General features: G+C 70.7%; 32 protein-coding genes and 1 tRNA gene. 18 read left to right on the top strand and 15 right to left on the bottom strand.

Annotated elements, in window-relative coordinates; all coding sequences use genetic code 11:
• Positions 1–7: 7 nt before the first annotated feature.
• Complete coding sequence (locus FAF44_RS12885; RefSeq protein ID WP_237103341.1) at positions 8–205, bottom strand: hypothetical protein; 198 nt, start codon at positions 203–205, stop codon at positions 8–10.
• Positions 206–500: 295 nt separating this feature from the next.
• Here FAF44_RS12885 and FAF44_RS12890 point away from each other — a divergent pair, with 295 nt between their 5' ends.
• The 6 genes from FAF44_RS12890 to FAF44_RS12915 all read left to right on the top strand — a co-directional run bounded on the left by FAF44_RS12890 (position 501) and on the right by FAF44_RS12915 (position 5,810).
• The gene (locus FAF44_RS12890) at positions 501–1,718 is read left to right on the top strand and encodes a sensor histidine kinase (protein WP_237103342.1); all 1,218 of its coding nucleotides are present in this window, start codon (positions 501–503) and stop codon (positions 1,716–1,718) included.
• Positions 1,719–1,778: 60 nt separating this feature from the next.
• On the top strand, positions 1,779–2,426 hold the full coding sequence (locus tag FAF44_RS12895) for a response regulator transcription factor (RefSeq protein WP_237103343.1): 648 nt from the start codon (positions 1,779–1,781) through the stop codon (positions 2,424–2,426).
• Positions 2,427–3,017: 591 nt separating this feature from the next.
• A complete protein-coding gene (locus FAF44_RS12900) occupies positions 3,018–3,296 on the top strand; it encodes a DUF1129 domain-containing protein (RefSeq protein ID WP_237103344.1) in 279 nt (92 codons plus the stop codon).
• A 17-nt stretch (positions 3,297–3,313) separates the two neighbouring features.
• Complete coding sequence (locus FAF44_RS12905; RefSeq protein ID WP_237103345.1) at positions 3,314–4,045, top strand: prolipoprotein diacylglyceryl transferase; 732 nt, start codon at positions 3,314–3,316, stop codon at positions 4,043–4,045.
• Entirely contained in the window at positions 4,042–5,562 is a 1,521-nt protein-coding gene (locus FAF44_RS12910; protein ID WP_237103346.1) for a radical SAM protein, read from the top strand. The genes FAF44_RS12905 and FAF44_RS12910 overlap by 4 nt, the downstream gene beginning before the upstream one ends.
• Complete coding sequence (locus FAF44_RS12915; protein ID WP_237103347.1) at positions 5,559–5,810, top strand: hypothetical protein; 252 nt, start codon at positions 5,559–5,561, stop codon at positions 5,808–5,810. The genes FAF44_RS12910 and FAF44_RS12915 overlap by 4 nt, the downstream gene beginning before the upstream one ends.
• Here FAF44_RS12915 and FAF44_RS12920 read toward each other — a convergent pair.
• From FAF44_RS12920 to FAF44_RS12940, 5 genes are read right to left on the bottom strand one after another with little or no spacing between them, the layout of a single operon-like run.
• On the bottom strand, positions 5,800–7,008 hold the full coding sequence (locus tag FAF44_RS12920) for a hypothetical protein (RefSeq protein ID WP_237103348.1): 1,209 nt from the start codon (positions 7,006–7,008) through the stop codon (positions 5,800–5,802). The two genes, FAF44_RS12915 and FAF44_RS12920, sit on opposite strands and share 11 nt — an antisense overlap.
• The gene (locus FAF44_RS12925; protein ID WP_237103349.1) at positions 7,005–7,472 is read right to left on the bottom strand and encodes a SigE family RNA polymerase sigma factor; all 468 of its coding nucleotides are present in this window, start codon (positions 7,470–7,472) and stop codon (positions 7,005–7,007) included. The genes FAF44_RS12920 and FAF44_RS12925 overlap by 4 nt, the downstream gene beginning before the upstream one ends.
• 48 nt (positions 7,473–7,520) lie before the next feature.
• Positions 7,521–7,979 carry a MaoC family dehydratase gene (locus FAF44_RS12930; RefSeq protein ID WP_237103350.1) on the bottom strand — a complete coding sequence of 153 codons (459 nt, stop codon included), beginning with the start codon at positions 7,977–7,979 and terminating at the stop codon, positions 7,521–7,523.
• 11 nt (positions 7,980–7,990) lie between these two features.
• Positions 7,991–9,145: a hypothetical protein gene (locus FAF44_RS12935; RefSeq protein ID WP_237103351.1), complete on the bottom strand. Its 1,155-nt coding sequence runs from the start codon at positions 9,143–9,145 to the stop codon at positions 7,991–7,993.
• On the bottom strand, positions 9,142–9,612 hold the full coding sequence (locus FAF44_RS12940) for a SigE family RNA polymerase sigma factor (RefSeq protein ID WP_237103352.1): 471 nt from the start codon (positions 9,610–9,612) through the stop codon (positions 9,142–9,144). The genes FAF44_RS12935 and FAF44_RS12940 overlap by 4 nt, the downstream gene beginning before the upstream one ends.
• Positions 9,613–9,848: 236 nt before the next feature.
• Between FAF44_RS12940 and FAF44_RS12945 the strand changes: the two genes are divergently transcribed.
• Positions 9,849–11,030 (top strand): ATP-binding protein, encoded by a 1,182-nt coding sequence (locus FAF44_RS12945; protein WP_237103353.1) that lies wholly within the window; start codon positions 9,849–9,851, stop codon positions 11,028–11,030.
• Positions 11,031–11,133: 103 nt separating this feature from the next.
• Here the strand turns inward: FAF44_RS12945 and FAF44_RS12950 are convergent, their stop codons facing one another.
• Positions 11,134–11,925, bottom strand: a complete 792-nt coding sequence (locus FAF44_RS12950) for a MauE/DoxX family redox-associated membrane protein (protein ID WP_237103354.1) — start codon at positions 11,923–11,925, stop codon at positions 11,134–11,136.
• Positions 11,926–11,930: 5 nt separating this feature from the next.
• The gene (locus tag FAF44_RS12955) at positions 11,931–12,878 is read right to left on the bottom strand and encodes a hypothetical protein (RefSeq protein ID WP_237103355.1); all 948 of its coding nucleotides are present in this window, start codon (positions 12,876–12,878) and stop codon (positions 11,931–11,933) included.
• Between the two features lie 216 nt (positions 12,879–13,094).
• Between FAF44_RS12955 and FAF44_RS12960 the strand changes: the two genes are divergently transcribed.
• Positions 13,095–13,589, top strand: a complete 495-nt coding sequence (locus tag FAF44_RS12960) for a SigE family RNA polymerase sigma factor (protein WP_237103356.1) — start codon at positions 13,095–13,097, stop codon at positions 13,587–13,589.
• Here the strand turns inward: FAF44_RS12960 and FAF44_RS12965 are convergent.
• Entirely contained in the window at positions 13,586–14,107 is a 522-nt protein-coding gene (locus tag FAF44_RS12965; RefSeq protein WP_237103357.1) for a MarR family winged helix-turn-helix transcriptional regulator, read from the bottom strand. The genes FAF44_RS12960 and FAF44_RS12965 overlap by 4 nt on opposite strands.
• A 97-nt stretch (positions 14,108–14,204) precedes the next feature.
• On the opposite strand from FAF44_RS12965, the gene FAF44_RS12970 reads away from it, so the two are divergent.
• The 4 genes from FAF44_RS12970 (at position 14,205) to FAF44_RS12985 (ending at position 16,445) form a co-directional block, all read left to right on the top strand.
• Positions 14,205–14,768, top strand: coding sequence for a YceI family protein (locus FAF44_RS12970; protein WP_237103358.1), 564 nt, complete (start codon positions 14,205–14,207; stop codon positions 14,766–14,768).
• Positions 14,769–14,939: 171 nt separating this feature from the next.
• Positions 14,940–15,029: transfer RNA gene (locus FAF44_RS12975), tRNA-Ser, on the top strand.
• A gap of 229 nt (positions 15,030–15,258) precedes the next feature.
• A complete protein-coding gene (locus FAF44_RS12980) occupies positions 15,259–15,582 on the top strand; it encodes a hypothetical protein (protein WP_237103359.1) in 324 nt (107 codons plus the stop codon).
• Positions 15,583–15,614: 32 nt separating this feature from the next.
• The gene (locus FAF44_RS12985; RefSeq protein ID WP_237103360.1) at positions 15,615–16,445 is read left to right on the top strand and encodes an alpha/beta fold hydrolase; all 831 of its coding nucleotides are present in this window, start codon (positions 15,615–15,617) and stop codon (positions 16,443–16,445) included.
• On the opposite strand, the gene FAF44_RS12990 is transcribed toward FAF44_RS12985, so the two are convergent.
• Entirely contained in the window at positions 16,422–16,697 is a 276-nt protein-coding gene (locus tag FAF44_RS12990; protein ID WP_237103361.1) for a hypothetical protein, read from the bottom strand. The genes FAF44_RS12985 and FAF44_RS12990 overlap by 24 nt on opposite strands.
• Before the next feature lie 572 nt (positions 16,698–17,269).
• Between FAF44_RS12990 and FAF44_RS12995 the strand changes: the two genes are divergently transcribed.
• Positions 17,270–17,923 (top strand): DUF1275 family protein, encoded by a 654-nt coding sequence (locus FAF44_RS12995; protein WP_237103362.1) that lies wholly within the window; start codon positions 17,270–17,272, stop codon positions 17,921–17,923.
• A 94-nt stretch (positions 17,924–18,017) separates the two neighbouring features.
• Entirely contained in the window at positions 18,018–18,563 is a 546-nt protein-coding gene (locus FAF44_RS13000; RefSeq protein WP_237103363.1) for an EF-hand domain-containing protein, read from the top strand.
• 22 nt (positions 18,564–18,585) lie between these two features.
• Here FAF44_RS13000 and FAF44_RS13005 read toward each other — a convergent pair whose 3' ends face one another.
• The 4 genes from FAF44_RS13005 to FAF44_RS13020 all read right to left on the bottom strand — a co-directional run bounded on the left by FAF44_RS13005 (position 18,586) and on the right by FAF44_RS13020 (position 22,105).
• Positions 18,586–18,963, bottom strand: a complete 378-nt coding sequence (locus FAF44_RS13005) for a VOC family protein (RefSeq protein WP_237103364.1) — start codon at positions 18,961–18,963, stop codon at positions 18,586–18,588.
• A 143-nt stretch (positions 18,964–19,106) separates the two neighbouring features.
• Complete coding sequence (locus FAF44_RS13010; protein ID WP_237103365.1) at positions 19,107–20,111, bottom strand: S1 family peptidase; 1,005 nt, start codon at positions 20,109–20,111, stop codon at positions 19,107–19,109.
• A 283-nt stretch (positions 20,112–20,394) separates the two neighbouring features.
• On the bottom strand, positions 20,395–21,537 hold the full coding sequence (locus FAF44_RS13015) for an MFS transporter (protein WP_237103366.1): 1,143 nt from the start codon (positions 21,535–21,537) through the stop codon (positions 20,395–20,397).
• 115 nt (positions 21,538–21,652) lie between these two features.
• Positions 21,653–22,105: a MarR family winged helix-turn-helix transcriptional regulator gene (locus FAF44_RS13020; RefSeq protein WP_237103367.1), complete on the bottom strand. Its 453-nt coding sequence runs from the start codon at positions 22,103–22,105 to the stop codon at positions 21,653–21,655.
• Positions 22,106–22,215: 110 nt separating this feature from the next.
• On the opposite strand from FAF44_RS13020, the gene FAF44_RS13025 reads away from it, so the two are divergent.
• The 4 genes from FAF44_RS13025 (at position 22,216) to FAF44_RS13040 (ending at position 24,496) form a co-directional block, all read left to right on the top strand.
• Positions 22,216–22,488 carry a hypothetical protein gene (locus FAF44_RS13025; RefSeq protein WP_237103368.1) on the top strand — a complete coding sequence of 91 codons (273 nt, stop codon included), beginning with the start codon at positions 22,216–22,218 and terminating at the stop codon, positions 22,486–22,488.
• A gap of 176 nt (positions 22,489–22,664) precedes the next feature.
• Positions 22,665–23,168, top strand: coding sequence for a hypothetical protein (locus FAF44_RS13030; protein ID WP_237103369.1), 504 nt, complete (start codon positions 22,665–22,667; stop codon positions 23,166–23,168).
• A 6-nt stretch (positions 23,169–23,174) separates the two neighbouring features.
• Positions 23,175–23,966 carry a hypothetical protein gene (locus tag FAF44_RS13035; RefSeq protein ID WP_237103370.1) on the top strand — a complete coding sequence of 264 codons (792 nt, stop codon included), beginning with the start codon at positions 23,175–23,177 and terminating at the stop codon, positions 23,964–23,966.
• 239 nt (positions 23,967–24,205) lie between these two features.
• Positions 24,206–24,496, top strand: coding sequence for a hypothetical protein (locus FAF44_RS13040; RefSeq protein ID WP_237103371.1), 291 nt, complete (start codon positions 24,206–24,208; stop codon positions 24,494–24,496).
• 25 nt (positions 24,497–24,521) lie between these two features.
• Here FAF44_RS13040 and FAF44_RS13045 read toward each other — a convergent pair whose 3' ends face one another.
• On the bottom strand, positions 24,522–24,758 hold the full coding sequence (locus tag FAF44_RS13045; protein WP_237103372.1) for a hypothetical protein: 237 nt from the start codon (positions 24,756–24,758) through the stop codon (positions 24,522–24,524).
• Positions 24,759–24,792: the final 34 nt, after the last annotated feature.

Below are 24,792 nucleotides of genomic sequence, written 5' to 3' on the forward strand. Positions count from 1 at the left end.
GTGGGGTTCAGGTGTCCAGTTTCTTGGTCAGGTGCTCGATCATGAGGGTCGGGTCGGTGAGTCGGCGTTGTACGGAGCCGTACTGGGCCTGGAACTTGGTGGAGTGGTCGTTCGGCCTGCAGGGTCTCGATGGTGGGCGGCCGGTCGGGGTGCGGTCGGGTGGTGTGGCCTCCGCCGGGAGGCGGTTCTGAGCCGGGACGTTCATGCGCCGGCGCCGGGCCCTCGTTCGGCGGCCGGAGGCGGTGCTGCTGGAGCGTGTGCTTGCTTCCAGGACGTCTACGCGGAGTTTCGGCTTGCGAATCCCACGTACCTTCGGTGCTGGGAAGGGGCCCTGGTGGCAGTGGGTGCGTGGTTGTGGAAAGCCTGGTCCGTGGGCGGGCCGCCGCCGGGTTCGGAGGCATCCCCTGAGCTGTACGACACTGTGGATACATCGAAGGGTGTAGGGCACGGGCCGACTTTCGCAGGAGGGCGACATGGGCGGGAGGTGGTGGGATGAAGGCATGAAGCGGGTGGTGTCGGCTGCCGTGCTCGCCTTCGCGGTGGGGGTGTTGCTGATCGCGGGGCGGGCGTATCTCGATCGTGGCGTGCCTGTGTGGGTGCTGGGGGTGCCGCTGGCCATCACCTGTGTAGGTGTCGTGCTACGGCGGCGGGCTCCGCTGGTCTGTCTGGGGCTGGGGGTGGCCGGGATCGTGATCGACGGGTTCGTGGGCCCGTCGCTGGGGACGGTGTTGATCTTCACCGACAACCTGTACGCCGCCGCCCTCTACGGGCCCGCCCGGCTCGCCCGGGTCCTGCTGGGGGTCACGGCGGTGCTGGCGGTCATCGCCGGGGCGCTGGCCGGGTTCCTCGCCAGGGATTGGCGGGCGCTGGCCGTGATGGGGGTGCAGGCCGGGCTGGTGCTCATCACGCCCGTCGGCACCGCGGCGGTCGTACGGGAGCAGCGTGACCGGGCCGCCGCCGAGCGGGCGCGCGCCGAGCAGGTGGCGCGGCTCGCCGAGCTGGACCGGCAGGCTGCCGTGACCGGGGAGCGTACGCGGATGGCGCGGGAACTGCACGACATGATCGCCAATCACTTCAGCGCCATCGCCATCCAGTCCACCGCCGCGCTGTCACGTAAGGATCTGGACCGGGACACCGTCAGGAAGGTGATGGAGTCCGTACGGGAGAACAGCGTCAAGGGGATGGCGGAGATGCGGGCCATGATCGGGCTGCTGCGGCAGGAAGGCGACGAGACGGAGGGCGAGGCCACCCGGCCTCGGCTGGCCGACGCGGAGACCCTGGTCGAGCGGGTACGGCAGGCCGGGCTGGCCGTGGAGGCGCGGGTCGAGGGGGAGCCCCGGGAGTTGCCCGCGGCCGTCGATCTCGCCGGGTACCGGATCCTGCAGGAGGCGCTGACCAACGCGCTCAAGCACGGCGCGTCCCCCGTGCAGGTCGCCGTCGTGTACGAGCACGAGCGCGTTCGCGTCAGCGTCGAGAACGGGCTCGGAGGGCGGGACGACATCGCACTGCCGGGAGCGGGGGCCGGGCTCATCGGCATGCGGGAGCGGGCCTCGCTGGTCGGAGGGTTCTTCGACGCCGGGGAGGTCTGGACGGCGGAGCAGGTGAGCGGCGGCGAAGGGCATGGCGAGGGGCGCGGCGAAGGGCGCGGTGAGTGGCGGGTGACGGCGGTCCTGCCCACCGCCGTGGACGTGACGGGGTCGGGGATCGGCGGTGCCTGAGGGGAGCGTCCGGGCCGTGCGGTGGTACGTCAGGATCAGCAGGACGGGTGGAGGTAAGCGGTGAGCATCAGGGTGCTGGTGGCTGACGATCACGCGGCGGTCCGGGCCGGCATCGTGCTGATCCTGGGCGGGGCGGCTGACATCGAGGTCGTGGGGGAGGCCGGTGACGGGGAACAGGCCGTGGCCATGGCCAGGGAACTGCGGCCGGACGTCGTCCTGATGGACGTGCGGATGCCCCGGCTCGACGGGATCTCCGCCACCAGGGAACTGGCCGGGGTGTCTGACGTGCTGATCCTCACCACGTTCGACGTCGATGAGTACGTGTTCGGGGCGCTGCGGGCCGGGGCGGCCGGGTTCCTGCTGAAGAACGCCGAGGCCGAGGCGCTGGTCGAGGCGGTTCGGCTGGTGGCCAGGGGCGACGGGCTCATCTCGCCGGGGGTCACGCGGCGGCTGATCGCGGCCTTCGCCGAGCAGGCGCCGGTGCGCCGGGGCACGGAGGTCGAGTCGGCGGGTCCGGACGGGTTGACGCCTCGGGAGAAGGAGGTGCTGGCCTGCGTCGGACGGGGGTTGTCCAACGCCGAGATCGCCAGGGAACTGGACATGGCGGAGGCGACGACCAAGACGCACGTCAGCCGGGTGCTGAACAAGCTGGGCTTGAAGAGCCGGGTGCAGGCGGCGATCTACTACTCGGATCGCCACGCCGAGTAGGAGTTCAAGGGCCGTCCTCGACCTGGGGGTTCGTTCGCCGAGGTGAGGGTTTTGACCCGATGACAAGTGATAGTGCCTAGTCTGAACCCGACTAGGGGGTAGACCAGACCGATGAGTGCAACACCACCACTGCCGCCGGAGGAGCCTGACGACAGGCCCGGGTCGTGGGCGGCACCCGACGCGGAGCCGGAGTTCCTGCCGCCCCCGTCCGGAGAGTCGGTGCCCGAGCCGCCCAGGCCACGTGGCGAGCCGGGGCCCCAGCCGGTGAGCGGTCCGGAGTTCCTGCCGCCGCCGACCGGGCAGCCGGTGGCGGTTCCGCCCCCTGCCGGTGCGCGGGCTCCGGAGGAACCGGGTGGCCGGCCGTCCTTCCTGCCTCCGGCCGATGGACGCCCCCAGGGCGGCCCGCCGCAAGGACCGCCGCCCCAAGGCCCACCTCAGGGCCCACCTCAGGGCCCACCTCAGGGCCCACCTCAGGGCCCACCTCAGGGCCCACCTCAAGGCCCACCTCAAGGCCCGCCCCAAGGGGCGCCGTCGTTCGGGGCTCCTAACCCAGCACCCCAGCCCCAGCCCCAGACGGGCGTGCTCATCGGCATGTTCTTCGCCGGCCTGGCCATCTACAGCGTCATCAACGCGGTGGTCGGCTTCTTCGCGTTCTTCGCCGCCCTGAGCTCCCCCGACAACTCCACCCCCTACCTGATCATCGGCGCGGTCGTCCTGGCGCTCGCCGGCCTGGGCGCGGGCATCGGCCTGTGCTTCGTCCGCAACCCCTGGAGCAGAGGGACGGGTCTCGGCCTCATGATCGGCTGGGCGCTGTGGTCGATCCTGTCGGCGGGCCTGTGCACCGGCATCAACCCGAGCCTGTACGGCTGAGACGAGCGCTGAAGAACGTGACATTCCACGAGATATTCGTCGGACTGGGCGTGCTGGTGGCCGCCGTCGTCTTCGTCCGGGAAGCCCGCAGCCGGGGCGCGCTCAACGAGCAGTCGCTGATCGCGGTCGCGGGAGCGCTGGTCGGCGGCGCGATCGGGATGCGGCTGGCGGGCTGGATGGAGGCGCTGGACCTGGAGGCCCTGTGGCTGTACGGCTCCCGCAGCATCCTGGGCGGCCTGACCGGCGCGTACGTCGGAGTGCTGGTGGCCAAGCGGGTCATCGGCTACAAGGAGCGCACCGGTGACCTGTTCGCGCCGGCGGTGGCGCTCGGGATGGCGGTGGGCAGGATCGGCTGCCACCTGACGGAGGCGCCCGGCCGGCCGACCGACCTGCCGTGGGGGATGCACGCGCCGCCCACGACGCCCGAGTGTCCGGGCTGCCTGACGGGGCAGGCCATGCACCCGTCGTTCGTCTACGAGATCATCTTCCAGCTCGTCGCGTTCGCCGCGCTGCTCTGGGCGCGCCGGCGGATCACGCAGCCGGGCGAGCTGTTCACGCTGTACCTGGCGGGGTACGCCGCCTTCCGCTTCCTCGTGGAGTTCACCAGGGCCAACGAGACGGTGTGGCTCGACCTGACCAGGCCGCAGTGGTTCCTGATCCCGGGCCTGCTGCTGCTCACCCTGAGGCTCGGGTACGGCTGGCGGCGCGGCTACTATCGACCCCTGTTCGAGCGGAAGGTCATGACATGAGTGCAGGGATGGGCCTGCGGGGCGACCGTGTCCTCAGGTACGTCAACGCGTTCTGCCCGAGTTGCCACGGCCGGTACGACCTGGACAAGGTCGAGCGGCTGAGCGGCTACCTCGCCGAGCGCGACGGCCGGGTGTGGCTGGAGCGCGGCTGCCGGGAGCACGGCCTCATCCGGACGTTGTACGACGAGGACCCGGAGATCCTGGCGTACCTGGAGGAGTGGACCGCCCCGACCAAGCAGCACGTACCCGACACTCCCGGCAACTTCGCCCCGATCCCGTCCGCCTACCTCCACGGCCTGCCCGAGCTGCAGACCCAGCACACCTGCATCCTGCTCGAGGACATCGCCGAGACCTGCAACCTGCGCTGCCCCACCTGCTTCGCCGACAGCTCGCCCGACCTGACCGGCATCGTCCCGGTCCGGGACATCCTCGCCAACGTCGACCAGCGCCTGGTCAGGGAGAACGGCAAGCTCGACGTCCTCATGCTGAGCGGCGGCGAGCCGACGCTGCACCCCGAGCTCAAGACCCTGCTCGCCGAGCTGAGCGCCCGCCCGGTCACCCGCATCCTGATCAACACCAACGGCGTGCTCGTCGCGAAGGACGACTCCCTGCTCGACCTGCTCACCGAGCACCGGGAACGCGTCGAGGTCTACCTCCAGTACGACGGCACGTCGGCCGACGCCTCCAGGCACCACCGGGGCGGCGACCTGACCCGCGTCAAGGCGCAGGCCGTGGAGCGCCTGTCCGAGCGGGAGATCTTCACCACCCTCGTCATGACCGCCGCGCTGGGCGTGAACGACGGCGAGATCGGCGACGTCGTCCGCCTCGCGCTCGACACCCCGTACGTCGGCGGCGTGTCACTGCAGCCCCAGTTCGGCTCCGGCAGGTCGGACGCCATCGACCCGAACGACCGCCTCACCCACACCGGCGTGCTCAAACGCCTCGGCCCGCAGACCGACGGCCTGGTGACCTGGCGCGACCTGACCGCCCTGCCCTGCTCCCACCCCCACTGCTGCTCGGTCGGTTACCTCATCCGCGACGACGCCCGCCAGTGGCGTTCGCTCACCGCGTTGATCGGCCACGACCGGCTGAAGGAGAACCTGGGCCTGGTCTCCAACCGCATCGCCGACTCCGAGATCCCGCGCGAGCTGCGCCAGGCCGTCCAGGAGTCGCTGCTCGGGCTGCTGTCGGAGCAGTCGTCGCTGTCGCACCCGCAGGTCGGCGACCTGTGGCGGACGATCTGCGAGAACTGCGACCTCGGCGTCTCCACCCTGCTCACGCTCGCGTCGTCGGCGCTGCCCGGCCGGCGCAGGAAGCTGCGCGGGATGCTGGGCGAGCGGGTCGTGCGGGTCACGGTGAAGCCGTTCATGGACATCTCGACCATGATCGAGGAGCGGCTCACGCAGTGCTGCGTGCACGTGGGCACGCGGGCCGAGCAGGACCAGTGCGCGCCGTTCTGCGCCGTGCAGGCGTGGCCGCAACTGTCCAGGCAGCGGCTGTCGGCGGTGGCCCGATGACGGACGAGGGCACGGCACGGCAGCCGTACGACCCGCTGCGCCTGTGCGTGTACGCGACCGTCGCGCTGCTGGCCTGGCTGCTGGGGCCGTGGGCGGTGCTGGGGTTCGCGGTGCTCGGGTTCGCCGGCTACTGGCGGGCCCGGCGGGCCGGGCTGACCCGGAGCAAGTGTTTCCTCCGGGACACCCGGCTCGTGCTGGCCTACCTCGGACTCATCGGGCTGGTCGCCCTCGCCGCGATCATTCTCTGACCGCGTTCAGGTTGAGCACCGTGTGCTCCTGGCCGCCGCCGCGTGGCTCGATCATGCACATCCGGTCCCTGCAGACCTGGTGGAAGGTCGCGTCGGCGTCCCAGTAGAGCAGGTCGGCCGGCGGGGCGGCGGGACGGGGGCCGTACACGTCGCCGCCCTCGACGCCGGGCGTCCGCTCGCCGATCGCCGCCGTCGTCCCGGTGGCCAGGTCGTACACCACGGCGAGTGGCACCCCGGGCCGGTCCAGGTCGGGTTCGTGGACGCGGAAGAGCGCGTACCGGTCGCCGAGCAGCCAGCCGAGGCCCTTCTGCTGCATCATGTCCGGCAGCCGCCGACGCTCCGACCCGTCCACCCGCTGGACGACGAGGTGGGCGTCCTGCAGCCCCGCGCACCACTGCGGATGGCACTGCAGCGTCTCGACGCCGGCGGGTGGCGTCACGTTCGTGGCCCGGCCGGCTTCGAGATCGACGATCCTGGTCACGTTCCCGGCGGCGTCGTACCGCTGGGCCCAGGGCCAGGTGGTGAGGTGCAGCCCGTCGGTGCCGGGCAGGCGGCTCGGCGTGCCGCCGGTGAGCGGCAGCCGGTAGACGCCGCCCTGCCGGAGCGACCAGACGAGGGAGTCGCCGGTGACGCCGATCCGGGCGGGGACCTCCGTGGCCCGCCCGGCCTTCCTGGCCGCGCCGCCCGCCCTGGGCATGATCCACAGGTCGGCGTTCCGGTCGGTCCACGCGATGTGCCGTGGGCCCGCCTCCAACTGCAGCGGTTTCGGGGACGGGAGTTCGCCGAGCACGCGGAGTTCGCGGGCGGCCGAGTCGTACACCTCCAGCGTCCCCGGCTCCGCGATCAGCAGCACCTCGGTCGCGCTCAGCCCGGTCACCGGGTACGTCGGCCGCCCCTTCGCGTCCTTGGCCGGCACCTTGACCACGGCCTGCGGCCACACCTCGGCGACGGGCTTGAGCTGGGCCGGGTCCGTCGGCATCGGGGTCGTCGCGGGCTCCGCGTGCCGCTGCCCGCCTCCCAGCACCGCCGTCGTGCCGCCTGTCACGGCGAGCACGGCCACCGCCACGGCCGCCACCAGCGCCCGCTGTCTGGCCCGCCGGGCGCGCCGCCGCCGGCTCACACCGGTCGCCAGGTCCGGGTGTCCGGCCTGCTCGGCGGCCGTTCGCAGCGTCCGCACCAGGTCATGTTCGCTTCTCATCGCGGCACCCGCGCCTCTCGCTTGATCCGGAGCTTGTCCAGGGCGCGGGCGGCCTGGCTGCGTACCGTTCCACGTGAAACCCCGAGGATCTCGGCGATCTCGTGGTCCGGCAGGTCCTCGTAGTAGCGCAGCACGAGGACGGCCCGCTGTTTGCGGGGCAGTTCCTGGAGTTCGGACCAGAGGTCGGCGTCACCGTAGCGGTCGTGCGCGCCGCGCTCGGGCACGGCGGCCACCAGGTCCTCCCGGCGCCGGCGGCGCCACGACCTGATGTGCAACCGGACCATGGTCGTACGGACGTAGCCCTCGGGGTCGTGCTTCTTGCGCACGCGGGGCCAGGCGTCACCCAGGCGGGCCAGCGCCTCCTGGGCCAGGTCGGCGGCGTCCTCGGCGTTGCCGGCCAGCACGTAGCCGTATCGGAGTAGCGCGTCGCCCCGGGTCCGGACGAACTCGTCGAAATCCTCCACGAACCCAGGGATCGCGTCAGGCGGGCAACTGTTGCACGCGGAAAGGGATCACTCGGCGGGGACGTACAGGCTGAGGGTCTCGGCGACGCACGCCGGCCGCTTCTCGCCCTCGATCTCGATCGTCATCTTCAGGTTGGACAGGTGACCGGCGGGGGTGCCCTTGACGTCGATCAGCTCGCCGACGGCCCGGATCCGCGCGCCGACCGGCACCGGCCTGGGGAAGCGCACCTTGTTGAGGCCGAAGTTCACCCCCATGGCGATGCCCTCCACCTTGACCAGGGAGAACATGAACGACGGCAGCAGCGACAACGTCAGGTACCCATGGGCGATCGTGCCGCCGAACGGCCCCTCCTTGGCCCGCTCCGCGTCCACGTGGATCCACTGATGGTCGTCGGTGGCGTCGGCGAAGGTGTTGACCTGTTCCTGAGTGACCGTGCGCCACTCGGTGGGGCCGAACGTCTCGCCGACGGCCGCCTTGAGTTCCTGTACATTCGCGAAGGTCCGCATGGCCCCGAACGCTATTGCGCCGACGGGACGGCTGCCAAGTTCAGCATCCTGTACGTGCCCCCGACCACCCAGTAGACGACCGAACCGGCCTCACCCGACAGGCCGTGCACCACCTGACGGTCGTCCTCGATCGTGGCCATCGTGCCGGTCTCCACGTCGTAGACGCCGGACTCGAACGGTACGAAGCGGTCGAGCACGGGCGCCCCCACCGGCCGGTTGGGGTCGCCGCCGATGCGGCGCTGCCGGCTGCCGTCGATCCGCTGCACGAACGTGCCCCGCGCGTCGTGGCCCAGGCACCAGCGCGGTCCGCAGCGCAGGCGTGTCGTCCCCGGCCGCGCGACGATGCCGGTGGACGCACCCGAGCTGAGATCGACCAGGACACGCTGGTCGCGTTCGTCGGACTCGCGCACCGGGGGGACGTCGCCGGCCCACGGCCACCTCAGCAGGTGCAGGCCGTCCCCGGCGGGGACGCGCGCGGGCGTGCCGCCGGTCAGCGGGACGCGCCACACGCCGCCGCGCCGTTCGGACCAGATGGCCCAGCCGTCGTTGACCGTGATCCGGTCGATGTCGGTACGCGCGCCGCGCAGCGTGGTCACCAGCCTGCCCGCGCCGCCCCCCAGCGGGGCCGTCCAGATCTCTCGCAGGGACCTGCCGGAGTGCAGCCAGATCACGTTCTCGCCGTCGGCGGACGCGGACGGCATCATGATCCGCCGTGCTCCGGGCACCTCGGTGACCAGCCGGATCCGGCCGGCCGCCGTGTCGAACACCTCCAGCCGTCCCGCGCCCTTCTTGCCCGGTTCCAGCGCGGCGAACAGGATCTCCGTCGGGCTGACGGCGGTGATCGGCTGGTAGCGGGCGCCGTCCGGGCCGGACACGGGCAGGGTGGACAGGGCCCCCGGCCACAACCGCTCCACCGGCACCGGCCGGGGGACGGGTGGCGCGGGCGTCGGCGTCGAGGCCACGTCGCCCGCGCCGCCACCGGACAGCACCACGCTCCTGACGCCCACGCCCAGCACCACCACGGCGAGCGCCGCCGCCAGCGTCCGCACCCTGCGCCGGGTCCTGCGCCGCCTGCGCAGCGCCACGCCCGCCAGCAGGTCGGTCTCTCCGGGGGCGCGCTCGCCCGCCGCCCGCAGTTCGACGGCCAGTTCCTCCTCGGTCCTCATGCCCGCTCCCTCTCGCGTACGGAAGGCTTGACGCGCAGCGCGTTCAACCCGCGGAACGCCTGGCTGCGCACGGTCCCCCGGGAGATGCCGAGGATGCCGGCGATCTCCTTGTCGGACAGGTCCTCGTAGTACCGCAGCACGAGGACGACCCGCTGCCTGCGTGGCAGCGTGGCCAGTTCCCGCCACAACTCGCCGCAGGAGTACTCCTCGGTGTACGCGCCCTCGGGCACGTCGGCCGTCACCTGCTCCCTGCGCCGCCTGCGCCACCAACTGATGTGCTGCCTGGCCATGACGGTGCGGACGTACGCCTCGGGGTTGTCCTTGTTGCGTACGCGCCTCCAGGAGTCGCTCAGCTTGAGCAACGCCTCCTGGACCAGGTCAGCCGCGTCGTCGGCGTTGCCGGTGAGCACGTAGCCGTATCGGAGCAGGGCCGAGCCCCGCGCCCGTACGAAATCTTCGAACTCCACATATCCCAGACGCAGCAGGGGCCCCGGGCTGTTGCAAAGATCTTTTACCTGAAACCATCGCATGAGTGTTCGAGTCCGCGCTACAGTTCTGGGTATCGCAATCGAACAGAGGTTCGGCCTGGTGAGAGGGGGTGTGTCCGATGACGATGCTCGCGCCCGCCCGTGCTCGGACACGCCGTAGCACTTTCTTCCCAAATCTAAGACGGCCGCTATATCCGGCAATAAAGTCCGAGAGCGTGGACCCTGTGCGAAACCCCTACGCTCCAGGCGCCGGGCAGCGCCCGCCGGAGCTCGCCGGGCGCGATCGCGAACTGCAGCAGTTCGAGGTCGTGCTGGAGCGGGTGGCCCGCGGCCGTCCCGAGCGCAGCATGGTCGTGACCGGCCTGCGCGGAGTGGGTAAGACCGTTCTGCTCAACACCTTCAAGTCCATGGCCATGCAGCGGCTGTGGGGCACGGGCAAGATCGAGGCCCGGCCCGACCAGTCGATCAGGCGGCCCGTGGCCGCCGCCCTGCACATGGCCATCCGCGAGCTGGCCCCGCGGCACCGCGCGCCCGAGCGCATCGAGGAGTTCCTCGGCGTGCTGAAGGCGTTCGCGATGCGCGATCCGGCCGCGGCCAAGGGCACCTCCCACTGGTCGCCCGGGATCGAGGTGCCGGCCAGCCGCGGGCGCGCCGACTCTGGCGACCTGGAGATCGACCTCACCGAGCTGTTCGTCGACGCCGCGAGCGTGGCCACCGACCTGGCGGTGGGCATCGCCCTGTTCATCGACGAGATGCAGGACGTCCAGCCCGCCGACGTCTCCGCGCTCTGCGCCGCCTGTCACGAGCTGTCGCAGACGGGCGGGCCGCTGATCGTGGTGGGCGCCGGGCTGCCGCATCTGCCGAGCGTGCTGTCGGCCAGCAAGAGCTATTCCGAGCGGCTGTTCCGCTACGCGCGCATCGACAAGCTCGACCGGGAGGCGGCCGACCTCGCGCTGATCCTGCCGGCGCGCGAGGAGGAGGTGGAGTTCACCCGGGAGGCGCTCGACGCGCTCTACGAGGCGGCCGACGGCTACCCCTACTTCGTGCAGGCCTACGGCAAGGTCGCCTGGGACCTCGCGCCGCGCAGCCCGATCACACTCGACGACGTCAAGGTCTCCTCGCCGGAGGCCGAGGAAGAGCTCGCGGTCGGGTTCTTCGGCAGCCGCTACGAGCGGGCCACCCCGGCCGAGCGCGACTACATGCACGCCATGGCGCAGATCGGCGACGAGCCGGTGCCGACTTCCGAGGTGGCCGACGCCCTCGGGCGCAAGCCGTCCAGCCTGTCGCCCGCCCGCGACAGCCTGATCAAGAAAGGGCTCATCTACAGCGCCGAGCGCGGCCTGATCGCGTTCACGGTGCCGCATTTCGGGAGATTCCTGCGCGCTCAGCCGATCTGAGCGACGCCCCTAGACCTCTATTGGGCTGTCTAGTGGGGAAGCTAGACAGCCCAATAGAGCTGTATCGCCATGCCTGTCGAGAGTCGTATACGGCTGTCTAGCATCAGGCCGATACCGGCGTATATTCCGGCAGAGATCCGCTGTCCGCCGCGCTGACCACGGCCATCCGCACCGCCGGCCGCCGCCCGCTCAGGTAGACGGCGAAGACGACGTCGTCGGCGTCGTGGTTGCGGAAGGCGAAGAAGCGCCAGCACAGCTCCCGCCAGGAGTCGTACGGCTCGGTCGAGGCCAGCTCGCCCGCGTGGGCCCGCCAGGTGCCGCTCGACCGCAGCCGCGCCAGGGTGACCGACTCGGCCGGGCCGCGGCGCTGCTCGCAGGGGGCGCGGTACCGTACCCGATCGATCAGCTCCTCCACCTCCGGCGAGAGCGCCACGAGCAGCGCCAGGCCGGCGGCCGTCAGCCACGACGGCGCGAGCACCGCCTCCCAGCCGGGCGCCGGCGACCACACCGACAGCGCCGCCATGCCGGTCAGCGCCACTGTCCGGCCGACCGAGCGCAGCCCGACCGGCGCGGAGCTCACCTCGCCGAAGCAGCCGCAGCCCGCGTCGGGCCGCCGCCTGCGCAATTCGGTCAGCACGTACGTGGACAGCGCGAAGAACGCGACCGTGCCCCACCGGAACAGCGGATGCGTGGTCAGCGACAGCCCCGTGGCCAGCACCAGCTCACCGGCCGCGCACACCAGCAGGGCCGGGGCCTGGAGGCGTCCCGGCATCAGCACCGCGGGCCCCAGCCTGGACAACGATCCGGGCTCGCCCCCGGAGCCGACGGTGATCACCTTCGCCACCGTGCCCAGGGCGAGCATGACGATCAGAAGCGGGAGCTGCGATTCCAGCACGAGCGTCACCCCAATCCGATCTGCGCGTTGAAGCATCCTTTGACCAGGTCGCCGCCGAGTTCCACGTACGAGGACGGCGACAACTCCGCGATCCGCCCGCGTGGCGAGGTGTCGCACTCCACGCACCGGTCGCAGAAGCGCCCCGCCAGGCACCCGCACGCGACCACCGGGACGTTCGCGGAGCGGTTCGCGCACACGTTCCTGACCTGCAGCAACGACCCCACCGACAGGTACGGCAGACCCGCGCACGACACGCCCGCCTCGGCGCAGCCGGTGTCGGCGCGCTCCAGCATGGGGTAGGCCGCGCCCCGCTCCTCCTCGTCGAACGTGTCCGACCAGGTGGCCGTGCCGGCGACGCGCGACTGTAACCCCGCGTACGCCGGCGGCGGGGGCGGCACCGACCGCGCCGGATACGGCGGTTGCGAGGTCGCGGGCAGCAGGGCGTGACTCGCCCCGTCGCGCCGGACGCCGATCGCGTCGAACAGGTAACCGGGCTCGAACTTGGGATGGCGCACCTGCAGCCGTCCGGACGAGCGGTAGGGCACGACGACCGTGCGGTGGCCGCGGTGCGGCCCGCAGTCGAGCTCGACCGTGAGGTCCTTGCGGCCCTGGACGGACAGGATCGTGCCTGTGATGCGGGTGGTGTCGGCCCAGATCCGCTCGACCACGCGGCCGTCGCGCAGGGCGCGCATCAGCACCATGGCGCCGGCGGGCAGGTCGGCGGGGGCGACGTCCGCGCCGTGCCAGGCGGTGGCCCAGGGGGCGATCACGAGCCGCTCCTCGGCCCCGCCGGGGGTCTCGATGGTGATCAGGTGGGGGCTGACGTCCAGAACCTCGCCGGCGACGGCCCGCAGCGGATCGCCGTCGCCCGGATCGGGCCCAGGAGGGCCGGTGTCCCGGCCGAGCGCGGCCGCGGCGAGCACCCGGCGGCGATCGACGTTCGATAAGCCCATCCGCCCTCCCTCGTCGGGTACTAGATTCACACGACTTGAGGGCGGCTTACGCCGTAGTGGCCCAGACGGGAGCAAAATACGCATCCCTGGGGAAGTGCCTTCACCTACGTCGGCGTACAAACCACCACCGACCTAGACGGACCTTTATCCTCGGCGGGCCGAAACCTGAATTGAGGTTCAGGCTGAATAGGGCATCAGGCTGCGATTCTGGCCACGATGCAGACCACCGGCTGGGAAGACGAGTTCCGCGAGTACGTCATGGCGCGCGGCCCAGCCCTGCTGCGCACGGCCCACCAGCTCACCGGCCATCCCCTGGACGCGGAGGACCTGCTGCAGAGCGCGCTGACCAAGACCTACCAGGCGTGGGACCGCATCGAGGACCGGGGCGCGCTCGACGGTTACGTGCGGCGGGCCATGGTGAACATCAACATCTCGCAGTGGCGGCGGCGCAAGCTGGAGGAGTACCCGTCGGACGAACTGCCCGAGCCCGTCACCGTGGAACCGGCGACCGGGACGGAGGTGCACGAGGCGCTCGAACAGGCGCTGCGCGAGCTTCCCGAGCGCATGCGGGCCGCGATCGTGCTGCGGTACTACGAGGACATGAGTGAGCCGGAGATCGCCAGGACGCTCGGGATCAGCGTCGGCACGGTCAAGAGCACGGTGTCGCGGGCGATGGCCAAACTCAGGACCGCCCTGGGGCTCTCGGGTTAGGGACGCCGCGCGGCGCTCTGGTGCTCTCCTGGGCAGGGACGCGCGGCTTCGGCGGCCCCCGCGGTGGCGCACGGGCGTACGACGTCCCTGATCTTGCGCAGGCTGCGCAGGAAAGCCTCCAGTTCGCCCTCGCCGAGCAGCCCGGTGAAGCACTCCTCGATGTCCCGGAGATGCTCGGGCAGCACCGACTCCAGCCGCTCGCGCCCCACGTCGGTGAGCGCGGCGTAGGAGGCCCGGCGGTCGCTGGCGCAGGACTCCCGCGTGACCAGCCCCTCGCGTTCGAGCCGATCGACCACCCGGGTCACCCCGCTGGTGGACAACTGGGTCTGCGCGGCCAGGTCGCTCATCCGCAGCCGTTGCCCTGGGGAGCGAGCCAGCCGGATGACGGTCTCGAAGTCGATCTCCGACAACCCCGCGGCGCTCAGCACCGGCTGGAACCGGCTCATCAACCCGGAGTGCACCTCGGTCAGCAGTCCGATGGCCGTCAGCCTGGAGTCGTCGAAGTTCGTCACGCTCATACCTTATCGGACGTTAGTTGACGCGCGGAATATTCCTCATGTAGACAGTTGTTGCCGCAGACATCCAAGCGACACCGAACCTCTGAGGAGAACCCCGATGACCACCCGCACCTGGGAGTCCCTGACCATCCCGGCCGCCGGCACCTACAACCTCGACGTGGCCCACACCACCATCGGCTTCGTCGTCAAGCACATGATGGTCAGCAAGGTCCGCGGCCACTTCGGCACCTTCAGCGGCTCGGTCACGATCGCGGACAACCCGCTGGAGTCCTCCGCCGAGCTCACGATCCAGGCCGAGAGCATCACCACCGGCATGCCGGACCGCGACGGACACCTCCGCAGCGACGACTTCCTCGGTGTCGAGAAGTTCCCGCAGATCACCTTCAGGAGCACGCGCGTGGTCGGCCACTCCGGTGACGAGTTCACCGTCGCCGGCGACCTGACCGTCCGCGACGTCACCAAGGAAGTCGAGCTCAAGGTCGAGTACGGCGGCTCCGGCACGAACCCCTGGGGCCAGGCCGTCTGGGGCTTCTCGATCGCCACGGAGTTCGACCGCGAGGAGTTCGGCCTGACCTGGAACCAGGCCCTGGAGACCGGCGGCGTGCTGGTGGGCAAGAAGGTCAAGATCGAGATCGAGGGCGAGGCGAACCCGGCCGCCTGACCTTCCCCGATAGGTTGTCCACAGGGGTGAAGCCCGTCTCAGCTCTGGGCGGGCTTCATCCACAGGGAGTTACCCACAGCCTGTTGATAACTCTTGGTGAAGACTGGGAGGGCAATCGCTTTGCCGCCTCGCCAGAAGGCCGGTACTCTGTCCTGAGCCGCGCAGGCTCCTGGAGGATTCGCCTAGTCAGGTCTATGGCGCCGCACTGCTAATGCGGTTTGGGTTTACCGCCCATCCGGGGTTCAAATCCCCGATCCTCCGCAGGTGAAAGGCCCTCTCCCCAGCTTTGGGGAGAGGGCCTTTTTTGATCTCTGTGGGCATCAGGGTTGCAGTTGCCGGTCAGGGAGTGTTCCAGGGCACTTGGTCCTCGTTGCGCGGTGACCGAGGGCCTCCTGTGCGACGCGGATGTGGACGCCGGTTCAGCGCCGCAGTGGGTCGTGATCGATGCAGTTCCCAAGAGCTGTCAGCGGCGACTCGTTAGCCTGGCCCCGTGGCGATCATCGGAAGGAAGATCGGGGTCTTCGTCATCTGCGTCGGGCTCCTGCTACCGGTTGCCAGTTGCATGAGGGCCGCGGGCACCTATTTGCCCTATCAGGACCCGACGCCGGAGATGCTGAGGGAGCATGCCGAGGCCGCCGCCCGTGCGGACTTGATGAACCTCCGTGCGATGGCGGCCGGTGCCCTGCTGGCCCTGACGGGTACCGCTCTTCTTGCCTGCACGGCAGTACAGCGACGTCGGGTTCAACGTACGCGGGATGGATCTCCCCTGGCGGAGTCCGGTTCGCCGCCGGACTCAATCGTCAACAATAGTTGACGCCGGCATGCTGGTCAATCTAAGTTGACGCCATGGGAAGGGATGAGAAACCCGGAGACAACGACGTACCGACGCCCGTGATGGTCGATGTAGGTGATCACGCGCTGTGGGCACAGGTTCGGGGGAGAGGCCCCACAGTGGTTCTCGACTGCGGCGGCTCAGGCCAGGGCGTGGGCGCCTGGGGGGAGGAACTGGAGCGCGCGTTGGCCGAGCGTGTCACTGTGGTGACCTACGATCGGGCCGGCGTCGGCCGCTCCGGTGGATCGCAGGCCCGTACCGTCACCGAGATGGCCGATGACCTGCGCCGGCTTCTTCGCGCCCTGCACCTCGAACTGCCGGCGGTATTCGTGGGCTGGTCCTACGGCGGGCTCGTCACCCAGCTCTATGCCGCCCGCCATCCCGGTGACGTGTCGGGGCTGGTCTTCGTGGATCCGACCGCCGGCGGAACCCCGCCGGGCTCGGCGCTCGTACGCGACCTGTCGTTCGTCCTGGCTCCACGGTTGCTGGGTCTGCGTGCGATGTTCGGCGGCACCCACGCGCGGCCACTGCGCGAACTGGCCGTCACCCTGACCGGGATGCAGGACGCCATGCGCGAGGTCGCCCAGGCGCGTCAGGAGAGCGGGTTGCCGCCTGTGCCCATCCGTGTGATCACGGCAGGCAGGCGGCCACGGATGCCCAAAGCGCACCTGGAGCATCTGAACGCCGACCATCACACTCTGGCCGGCCAGTCCCCGTACGGGCGGGTGATGGTCGCCGAGCGCGCCGGCCACCAGATTCCACTTGAGCAACCGGAGATCATTATTCAGGCGGTTGAGGAGGTGTCGGGACTGCCGCCAACGTCACAGGAAGACCCGAACGGGTGAGTCGCTGAAATTCCGATACTCCCTACCGTTCTCGCGCGCATAGTCGGCATCGAAGTCGATCGACTCGATCTGATACATGCGGTTCATCCGGTGGCTGAGATGGGCGCGACGCCGGTAGATCTTGGTCAGGGGAAGTGTTTCGACCGGGTCCGGCCAGATATCGAAGGACGCTCCAGCCATGAGCGCCCGACGGCATGCACGGCCCGCTTCCCCTGCGTGGTCCAGGAGTTGGACGAGCGTCCCTCGGTCCATGAGGGCGGCGTACGCGCAGCGATCACGAGGAGGGCGGCGGACGTGCCGCGATTCGACGCCGTAGTGCGCGGGGTCGAGGTGGAGATCAGTACGGTTGAGCGACAGGTCGACTCGGACGGGATGGAATGCGTCGGACGTGGCCCGTGGGAGCACTTTGTGTGGGTCGCGTGTGGCTCGTACCGAGTGCCTGCGGTTCGTCTGGAGCTACAGCTTGCGACGGAACTCCTGCGGGGCCGGGCCGATCGTTACGAACCGCTCCTCGACCACATGAGCGCGGGTGGATGTGATCCTGACCTGTTGCGTCGAGCCTTGAGGGACCAGGGCGGGTCAACGAGAGGGAACGCCAGGCGATCGAGGATCGGCAGTTGGATCCTTTCCACATCTACCTGGCCACGAGGCGCGGCAGAGCATGTCCAAGATGAACGACTGCCTGAAAACGCTGCACGCTTACCTGCCGAAGGAAGTCGTCTGTTACGTCCCCAGCTACTGACCGGCCCCGCATGTTCAGGACCGCCACGCCGCGCGGCAACCAGGCGGGCGTCGCGGTGGGTGGTCGATAGAGTACGTAGAGCATGCGTATGGCGCGGTTCTCGGTGCTCGCTCTGGCGCTCGCGGCGGGGGCCGTGGACGCGCTGAGCTTTCTGGCGTTCGGCGAGGTGTTCACCGCCAACATGACCGGCAACATCGTGCTGCTCGGCCTGGCGCTGGGGCTCGGGCGGACGGCGCACGTGGTGGGGTCCGGGCTGGCGTTCGCGGGGTTCTGTGCCGGGCTCGCGGTGGGTTTCGGGCTGGTCGGACGGGCCTCCGGCGACGGCGTGGCGCGGCGGCCCGCCGTCGCGCTGGGGGTGGAGCTGGCACTGCTGGCCGGGGTGGCCGTGGGCTGGGCGGTGCAGGCGCCGCGGCTGGCGCTCATCGCGGCCTCGGCGGTGGCGATGGGGCTGCAGAGCGCGGTGACGCGGTGGGCGGGCGGGTCGGGGTTGTCCACGACGTACCTGACGGGGACGGTGACCGGGCTGGCGGGGCACGTGGTCGGCTCGTGGAATCCGGTCCCGGGCGAGGGGAGGGGCGGTGGTGTGGCGCGGCCGTTGGGGGTGGTGTCGTCGGTCGCGGCGGGTGCCGTGCTGGCGGCGGTGAGCCTGCGGTTGTGGCCGCCCGTGGCGCCGTTGATCGCTCCCGTCGCGGTGGCGGTCGCGACGGGCTGGTGGGCGCTTTCGGTCCGGCGATGAAAGTACGAACCCCCCGGGACCGGAGGGTGATGTATCGGGTGCGCCACGTGATGACCGCCTGTTGGGCGACGGCGGGCGCGGTTACCTTTGCGGCATGAGTGAGCTGCGGGAACGGAAGTACGAGCGGTGGTTCCGCGCCGCGGACGTGGACGGTGACGGGGCCGTCACGCGGCAGGACACCGTGCTGATGAGCGAGCGGTACGCCGAGGCGCGAGGGCTCGCCCCGGACTCGCCGCAGGCGCACGCGATCAACGAACTGATGCACCGGTTCTGGAGCTTCGTCGTCGCCCCGGCCGACACCGACCAGGACGACAAGGTGACGCTGGAGGAGATGACACGGGCGTTCACCGAGACCTTCGCCGACCGCGTCCACTATCCCGAGCAGCTCGCGCCGATCGCCGACCGGTACTTCGAGCTGGCCGACGCCGACCGTGACGGCGTGATCAGCCTCGCCGAGTTCACCCACATCTTCGCGACGACGGGACGCGCTCCGGCCGACGAGTGCGCCGAGGTGTTCGAGCAGCTCGACCTCGACGCCTCGCGCGGGTTGTCCAGGGCCGAGTATCACCGCGCGGTGGGTGAGTTCTTCTACGGGGACGATCCCGAGTCGCCGGCCAACCACCTGTTCGGCCGTCTCTGAGAGCGGGCCGCGCCGGGCGGCGTCACATGTCCTGCCGGTGCGCCTCACTGAGCTGGATGATCTGGACGTAGTTGCCGTCCGGGTCGATCGCGGTGGCGAACAGGCTGCCGTCGCGGTCCTCGATCTCGGCCAGCCATTTCGTGCCCTCCCGCTCCATGCGGGCCGCGACCGCGCGGGCGTCCTCGACGTCGAAGTTGAGTATCACCCGGCCGGGTTCGGGGTTCTGCGCGCCGACGTCCGCGCGGGTGTCGATGAACAGGTAGAACCCGCCGAAATTCAGCACCCGGTAGCCGTTGACGCCGGCGTCGTGTTCCGGGTCGAGCACGGAGGCGTACCAGGTGCTCAGTCGGTCGGGGTCGGTGCTGGACAGCAGCAGGCTGCCGAGGACGGGCCGCTTCATGGCGACTTCCCTTCTGCGGGGGCGGTTCTGGTGGGGGATGTCGGCATACGGACCGGGCGCGGCGGCGAAAGTCATCGGTGGCGGCGCAAAAGCGCGCGGCGCGCCCTGGGGAAGGGGCGCGCCGCGCGGTCTGGAGGAGTTGCTCAGCCGACGCGGAGCGTGAGGCCGTACACGCTCAGGGCCTCGTTGACCGGCTGGTGGTACGTGGTGCCGCCGACGCTGCAGTTGCCCGAGCCGCCGGACGTCATGCCCTGGGCCTGGCTGCCCGAGATGAACGAGCCGCCGGAGTCGCCGGGCTCGGCGCACGCGCTGGTGCGGGTCAGGCCGGAGACGGTGCCCTGCGGGTAGGTGACGGAGGCGTTGTGCTGCTGGATGGTGCCGCAGCGCCAGCCGGTGGTCGAGCCGGAGCGGCAGATGGACGAGCCGACGGCGGCCTGGGTGGAGCCGCGCACGGTCACGTTCGCGCCGCCGGAGCCGCGCACGTACGGCGTCGTGGTGTTGCCGGGGGCGGCGACCCAGGCGTAGTCGTTGCCCGGGAACGACGAGCCCTGGAAGGTGCCGGTCGGGCTGCTGGTGGCGGAGCCGGCCCGGCCGCAGTGTCCGGCGGTGACGAAGCCGGGGGTGGTGCCGCGGGTGACGGAGAAGCCGACGCTGCACCGGCTGGAGCCGATGTAGTAGGCCGCGCCGCCGACGATGTTGATGAACGTCGTCGGACGCTCGGCCGTCGCCGACACGGTGACCGCGGACCTGTCCACGCCCGCCGCCGCGGCGAGCGCCTCGGCGGCCTCGACCGTGGGCGCCTGGATGGAGACGGTGTTGGTCGCCACGTCGACGTACCACAGCGCGGCACCGGCCTTGGCCCGCTTGGGCGCCTGGTCGAGCTGCCCGACGATGCCGTTGAGCTGGTCCAGCGAACGCTGGACCACGACGGGCTGGGCGCCCTGCGCCTGGATGGTCGCCGTGGTCGCCGCGTCGGTGGTGGCGACCATGAGCTTGGAGGCGTCGGCGTTCAGCCATGCGCCGCCGAAGGAGCCGCCCAATGCGGTGGTGAGGCTCGCTTCGGTGGCGGCGGCGCGCTCCTCGTTGGCCAGCCGAGCGATGACCTGGGCCTCGGAGAGGCCGAGGTCGCGCTCGAGCGCGTCGATCACTGCGGGGGGTGCGGGGGGAGTGGCGGCTTGTGGCGCCGGTGTGGCGGCTGCTGCGCTGAGGGGGGTGGCCAGGCAGACGGCGAGGATGGCGCCGCCTACCAGCGCACAGCGTTTACTCAACATGTGCACTCCTCGTGTGGGGGTGCTGTCAAGCTAACGGCTGCTTCAGCGCCTGCTTAGATACCAAACGTGACTTATTTCGGTGTTATGGGGGCTTTTTGGTCCTTGACCTGAATGTGAAAATTGCCGCCTTTAAGACGGGCAGGCGGACAAGGCCGCGTCGTCACCGGCCGGCCTGCCGGGCCGTCAGCACGGCCACGGCCAGGTACGGCAGCGTCAGCAGCGCGAAGGCCACCCCGTGCGACACGTACGGCGACGCCGCCCCGTACGCGGCGTAGACGCCGAGTGTCACCACGTTCGTCCCGAGGCCGGCCACCGAGGTCGCGGTGGCGCGGGCCGGCCCGCTGATCCGCTCCTGCAACCGCACGTCGGCCAGCACCTGGGCGAGCTGGAACGCCCCGACCGCCAGGGCGATCGCCACGAACCCGGCCGGGTGCCCGCTCAGCGCGCCCGCGCCCATGAGCAGCGCCGCCAGGCCGAGCAGCAGGCCGTACCCGCGGGCCGGCAGGCGTTCGGCGGCCCCGGCCAGCAGGCCGCCCGCCGTGGCGCCGACCCAGACCAGCAGGATCAGCAGCGGGATCGTGGCCTTGGCCACGCCCGTCTCGGCCCCGAGGAACGGCACGTACTCCTCCAGCGCGCCCCAGATCGCCGTCACGAACGCGACCGTCAGCATGGCACGCAGCACGCCGCGGTCGGCGCGGGCCAGCCCGATCCCCTCCCGCAGGATCGTCAGGTAGCGCACCTCACGGGAGGCGCCCGGCGTGCGGTGCTCGGGGAGCGTCAGGGCGACGGCCGCGCACAGGACGCAGGCCAGCACGCTGGCCGCCCCCACGACGGGGTATCCGCCGGTCGCGAACACCGGCGCGGCCAGGCCGATCGCCCCCGCGCTGCCGGCCAGGCCGAGCGCACTGGCGCGGCCCATGACGCCCGCGTACCGGCGGGACATGCCGCGCCGTCCCATCTCCTCGTACGCGAGCGCCTCGTACGAGCCGGAGACCAGCGCCTCCCCGGCCCCCCACAACACGAACCCGGCCGCGAACACCCAGTAGGACGGGAAGAGCACCCACGCCGCGAAGCCGAGGCCGGTCAGCAGCGGGCCGAGGCAGAGCAGCAGGCGCCGGGAGACGGTGTCGGCCCAGGCGCCGGAGGGCACCTCCAGCACCATGCCCGTCACCGACCAGATGACGAACAGCGACGAGGTCTGGGCCACGGAGAGCCCGGTGTCGGTGAACAGCAACGTGTACACCGGGTAGAGCAGGATGAACTCGCTGAGGAACGCGTAGGCGTACAGCGACACGACAAGCATGAAGGGCCTTCCGAGGGGACGAACAGGGGCTCCGAGTGCATGTCCGCTCGGAGGCCCGCGCGCCCCGCGCCGGCCCGTGGTGATGGATCAATGTCGCCAGATCATGTGAGCGAGTCTAGGCGCTGACGTCCCCGATGCGCGCGCGGAAATCGCGGCGGCGCAGCGCGTCCAGCGTGGCCGTCATGAGCTGCTCCAGCGGCACGGGCAACTCGGCGTCCAGCTCGCGCACGGCCCGCTCGGTGGCCGCCCACTCGGCCTCGATCAGGGGGAGCGCGGCGCGGGCCCGGCCGGTGAGATGGACGATGCGGTGCCGGGCGTCGGAGCCCTTCTCCATGGTGACGAACCCGCTGCGGCGCATCTGGACCACGGTCTGGCTGGCGGCCGAGTGCGTCACGCCGATGGCCGCGGCCAGATCGCGGATGGGCAGCGGGCCCTGCTCCACCAGCGTGCGCACGACGGGCGAGTAGCGGGGACGGTAGTCGGGCAGGCCGTGCTCGGCGTAGAGGTCGGCGATGGCGCCGTCCATCAGCTCGTGCACGTGCCGCATCAGGGCGCCGAGTCCGATCACCGGGCCAATGTAACAGTGCTGTCGGGCTTCGGCGGCGCGATGCGTCCGCCCTGGGCTACGCTGCGGGCGTGGCACTGGCAGTGTGCGTGGTGGTCCGATAACGCAAGGCGGTGACGTACGGCGTGCACGCGCTGTTCGCCGCCCTCCAGAGTTCGGGGGTCGAGCACGAGCTGCGGCTCGGCACAACCCCGGAGGAGACCGCCGGGCACATCCAGGGCAGCGACGCCGACCGCGTGCTCGTGCTCTGGTCGTTCTACTCGCCCGACGCCGAGGCCATGGCCGCCGAACTGGCCGAGGTCAGATCGCGCACCGTCCGGCCCGGACCGCCCGCCCGCGGTCCGGGCCGGACGGCCCGCACTCGCGGGTGTGACAGGCGGCGCTAATCGCGCGCTAGCGACGCGCTAGCAGTGAAGATCACTATTCCGCCACGCCGCCGGGGTACCGCCACGGGGCTCGGCCCGCACACCTGCTGGAGTAGTGAATGACCGAACCCGCCTTCGAGGATTCCGCGCCGCGACAGGTATGGGGGCCCGGACGTTCGTGGTCTCCCGGATATCGAGTGGACGGCCAGAATCTCGACGCGACCCCCGACACGGAGATGCCGGAGTGGCGCGAGTGGGCCCTGGACGGTGGGCCGACCACGTGGCCGGAGGCAGGGGACGTCCTGGAGGTCGATCGTGCCGCGGTGCGGGACGCCGCCCGCGCGTTGCTGACCGACCTGGAGTCCTATACCGCGCTGCGGGTGCTGCCGAGGTCGGAGACGGGCGCCCCCATAACGCCGGAAGAGGGCCCCATGCCCATCCCGCTCCTGCGCCCGCCCTCCTTCGGCCAGTTCCATCCCGGAGTCGACCTGGCGTACGACCAGCCCCTGCTCATCTGGAACACCGGTGACGCCGGTACCATCAACCACTTCCACGCTTTCATGGAGCGGTCACTCGAGCAGTTTTTCCGGTCGTACTCCTCCTGCATCATCAAACTGGCCCAGAGCGTCGAGGAGTACGAACTGGCGGAGGCCGCCTCGGCCCTGAGCGATCTCGAGGCATACAAGAGCGATGGCGAGTGACGTGACATGACCAACCTGACGGCCTGGTACAAGGGCGCTATCAGCCCGGACGGCGCCCTTCTTGAGATGCGGTGCGACAGGGACGCCTATGGGATCGGCCCGACCAACGAATACTGGAGACGCCTGAAGTACATCGAGGGCGAGGCAGCGGGACTGTACGGAAGGGAGCTCACTTCGATCGCGGACACCTTGGTGGAGACCGTCTCCGCCATCACCGCGAAGGGCCAGGATCTGGCCGATGCCTGGGGTGGAGAGGCCGCCAAGGAGGCGGTTCGCGAGCTTGGCGTGCTCAGGAAAGCGGTCATCGAACTGGCGGCTGCCGTGGGAACGGTCGGGGAGGGCACGCGCTGGTTCGGCGAAGAGGTCTACCCGGCCTTCGCCGACACCCTCATCGGCGGCTTCGAGGGGTGGGCGGACCCCATCTGGGATCACGAGTCCGAAGGCAACGGCTGCGACTGCCCCCTGCCCTACGCCAATCCGCTGGCGTGGACCGGGGTCGACTCCGCCACGTGCATCCGGCAGGAACACGAGTACTACTACGAGTACAGCGACAGGTGGGTCACCCAACCCCGTGACGCGATCGCGGTGGCCAACCGCGAAGACTTCTACGCCGGCGAGCTCGGCCGCTTCGTCAACGAGACGGAGCGTCAGGCGATAGAGGACCGGCGCCTGGACCCCCGGACCGCCTACGAGACCGCGGCGGCCCGCCAGATGATGGACCGGCTGAACGGCTATTTCGAACAGTTGCACGCGTTCCTGCCGGAGAAGGCCGTCTGCCGCTTTCCCGGCGACACGTAGCGCCGGGCGCTCCAGGACGACGCGCCGCTCGCCTCGGTCCCCGGGCTGGCGATCAAGGACGCCGACGGCGTCGCGCTGCGCACCAGGCCCACCTCGCTCTCGTACGGCTCGCAGGGGCCCGACCCCGACCTCGGGGCGGTGGAGGAACTGCTGGCCGGGGTCAAGGAGGAACTGCCGCGGAACCGGCGGGTCTTCTGGCCGAGCACGGCTTCCGGCCCAACGTCGACTTCATCTTCGGCATGCCGGGGGAGTCGGAGGAGGACCAGGCGCAGTCGCTCCGGCTCGCCGCCGACCTCGCCGACCTGGGCGCGCGCATCCACACGCACACGTTCATGCCGCTGCCGGGCACGCCGTGGCGCGACGCGGAGCCGGCGTTCATCCCGCTGGCCACCATGAGCGAACTCGACCGGCTGGCCCAGCGCGGCGACGCCTACGGGCACTGGCGCAGGCAGGCCGAGCACGCCGCGCGGCTGGCCGAGACGGCCAAGGCGTACCCGCGCCGGGCCCGCCGTCGCCGCGCCGCCGACTGACCCGGCCCGGCGGTACACCGGGGGGTCAGTGATCGTCCTCCTCGTCCAGCGCCCGCAGCGCGCGCTCGAAGGCGTCGCCGATCGGCCGCAGCGCCTCGGAGAAGGCGTTGACGAGCGGACCGAAGATCTCGCCCACCTCGGTCATGAGGTCGGGGCTCTTGCTCTCGGGAGGCGACCAGCGCATGGCGTCCGCGCTCAGCGTCTCCCACTCCTCGACGACGCCGTCGATGGCGTCGAGCACATGATCAGGATCGCTTGGCATGACCGTTTCTCCGTGAAAGGGCCGATACCCCCAA

This window comes from Nonomuraea sp. MG754425 (assembly GCF_021699195.1).
GTDB lineage: Bacteria > Actinomycetota > Actinomycetes > Streptosporangiales > Streptosporangiaceae > Nonomuraea.

Coding starts and splice junctions, on each gene's coding strand:
- FAF44_RS13035 (WP_237103370.1), top strand. CDS start 23,175: ATGACCAACCTGACGGCCTGGTACAAGGGCGCTATCAGCCCGGACGGC.
- FAF44_RS12990 (WP_237103361.1), bottom strand. CDS start 16,697: ATGGACCGAGGGACGCTCGTCCAACTCCTGGACCACGCAGGGGAAGCG.
- FAF44_RS13045 (WP_237103372.1), bottom strand. CDS start 24,758: ATGCCAAGCGATCCTGATCATGTGCTCGACGCCATCGACGGCGTCGTC.
- FAF44_RS12935 (WP_237103351.1), bottom strand. CDS start 9,145: ATGAGGACCGAGGAGGAACTGGCCGTCGAACTGCGGGCGGCGGGCGAG.
- FAF44_RS13005 (WP_237103364.1), bottom strand. CDS start 18,963: ATGAAGCGGCCCGTCCTCGGCAGCCTGCTGCTGTCCAGCACCGACCCC.
- FAF44_RS12995 (WP_237103362.1), top strand. CDS start 17,270: ATGCGTATGGCGCGGTTCTCGGTGCTCGCTCTGGCGCTCGCGGCGGGG.
- FAF44_RS12885 (WP_237103341.1), bottom strand. CDS start 205: ATGAACGTCCCGGCTCAGAACCGCCTCCCGGCGGAGGCCACACCACCC.
- FAF44_RS12910 (WP_237103346.1), top strand. CDS start 4,042: ATGAGTGCAGGGATGGGCCTGCGGGGCGACCGTGTCCTCAGGTACGTC.
- FAF44_RS13000 (WP_237103363.1), top strand. CDS start 18,018: ATGAGTGAGCTGCGGGAACGGAAGTACGAGCGGTGGTTCCGCGCCGCG.
- FAF44_RS13015 (WP_237103366.1), bottom strand. CDS start 21,537: ATGCTTGTCGTGTCGCTGTACGCCTACGCGTTCCTCAGCGAGTTCATC.
- FAF44_RS12965 (WP_237103357.1), bottom strand. CDS start 14,107: ATGAGCGTGACGAACTTCGACGACTCCAGGCTGACGGCCATCGGACTG.
- FAF44_RS12915 (WP_237103347.1), top strand. CDS start 5,559: ATGACGGACGAGGGCACGGCACGGCAGCCGTACGACCCGCTGCGCCTG.
- FAF44_RS12930 (WP_237103350.1), bottom strand. CDS start 7,979: ATGCGGACCTTCGCGAATGTACAGGAACTCAAGGCGGCCGTCGGCGAG.
- FAF44_RS13040 (WP_237103371.1), top strand. CDS start 24,206: ATGCCGGGGGAGTCGGAGGAGGACCAGGCGCAGTCGCTCCGGCTCGCC.
- FAF44_RS12960 (WP_237103356.1), top strand. CDS start 13,095: ATGCAGACCACCGGCTGGGAAGACGAGTTCCGCGAGTACGTCATGGCG.
- FAF44_RS12970 (WP_237103358.1), top strand. CDS start 14,205: ATGACCACCCGCACCTGGGAGTCCCTGACCATCCCGGCCGCCGGCACC.
- FAF44_RS12985 (WP_237103360.1), top strand. CDS start 15,615: ATGGGAAGGGATGAGAAACCCGGAGACAACGACGTACCGACGCCCGTG.
- FAF44_RS12955 (WP_237103355.1), bottom strand. CDS start 12,878: ATGGGCTTATCGAACGTCGATCGCCGCCGGGTGCTCGCCGCGGCCGCG.
- FAF44_RS12890 (WP_237103342.1), top strand. CDS start 501: ATGAAGCGGGTGGTGTCGGCTGCCGTGCTCGCCTTCGCGGTGGGGGTG.
- FAF44_RS12920 (WP_237103348.1), bottom strand. CDS start 7,008: ATGAGAAGCGAACATGACCTGGTGCGGACGCTGCGAACGGCCGCCGAG.
- FAF44_RS12900 (WP_237103344.1), top strand. CDS start 3,018: ATGTTCTTCGCCGGCCTGGCCATCTACAGCGTCATCAACGCGGTGGTC.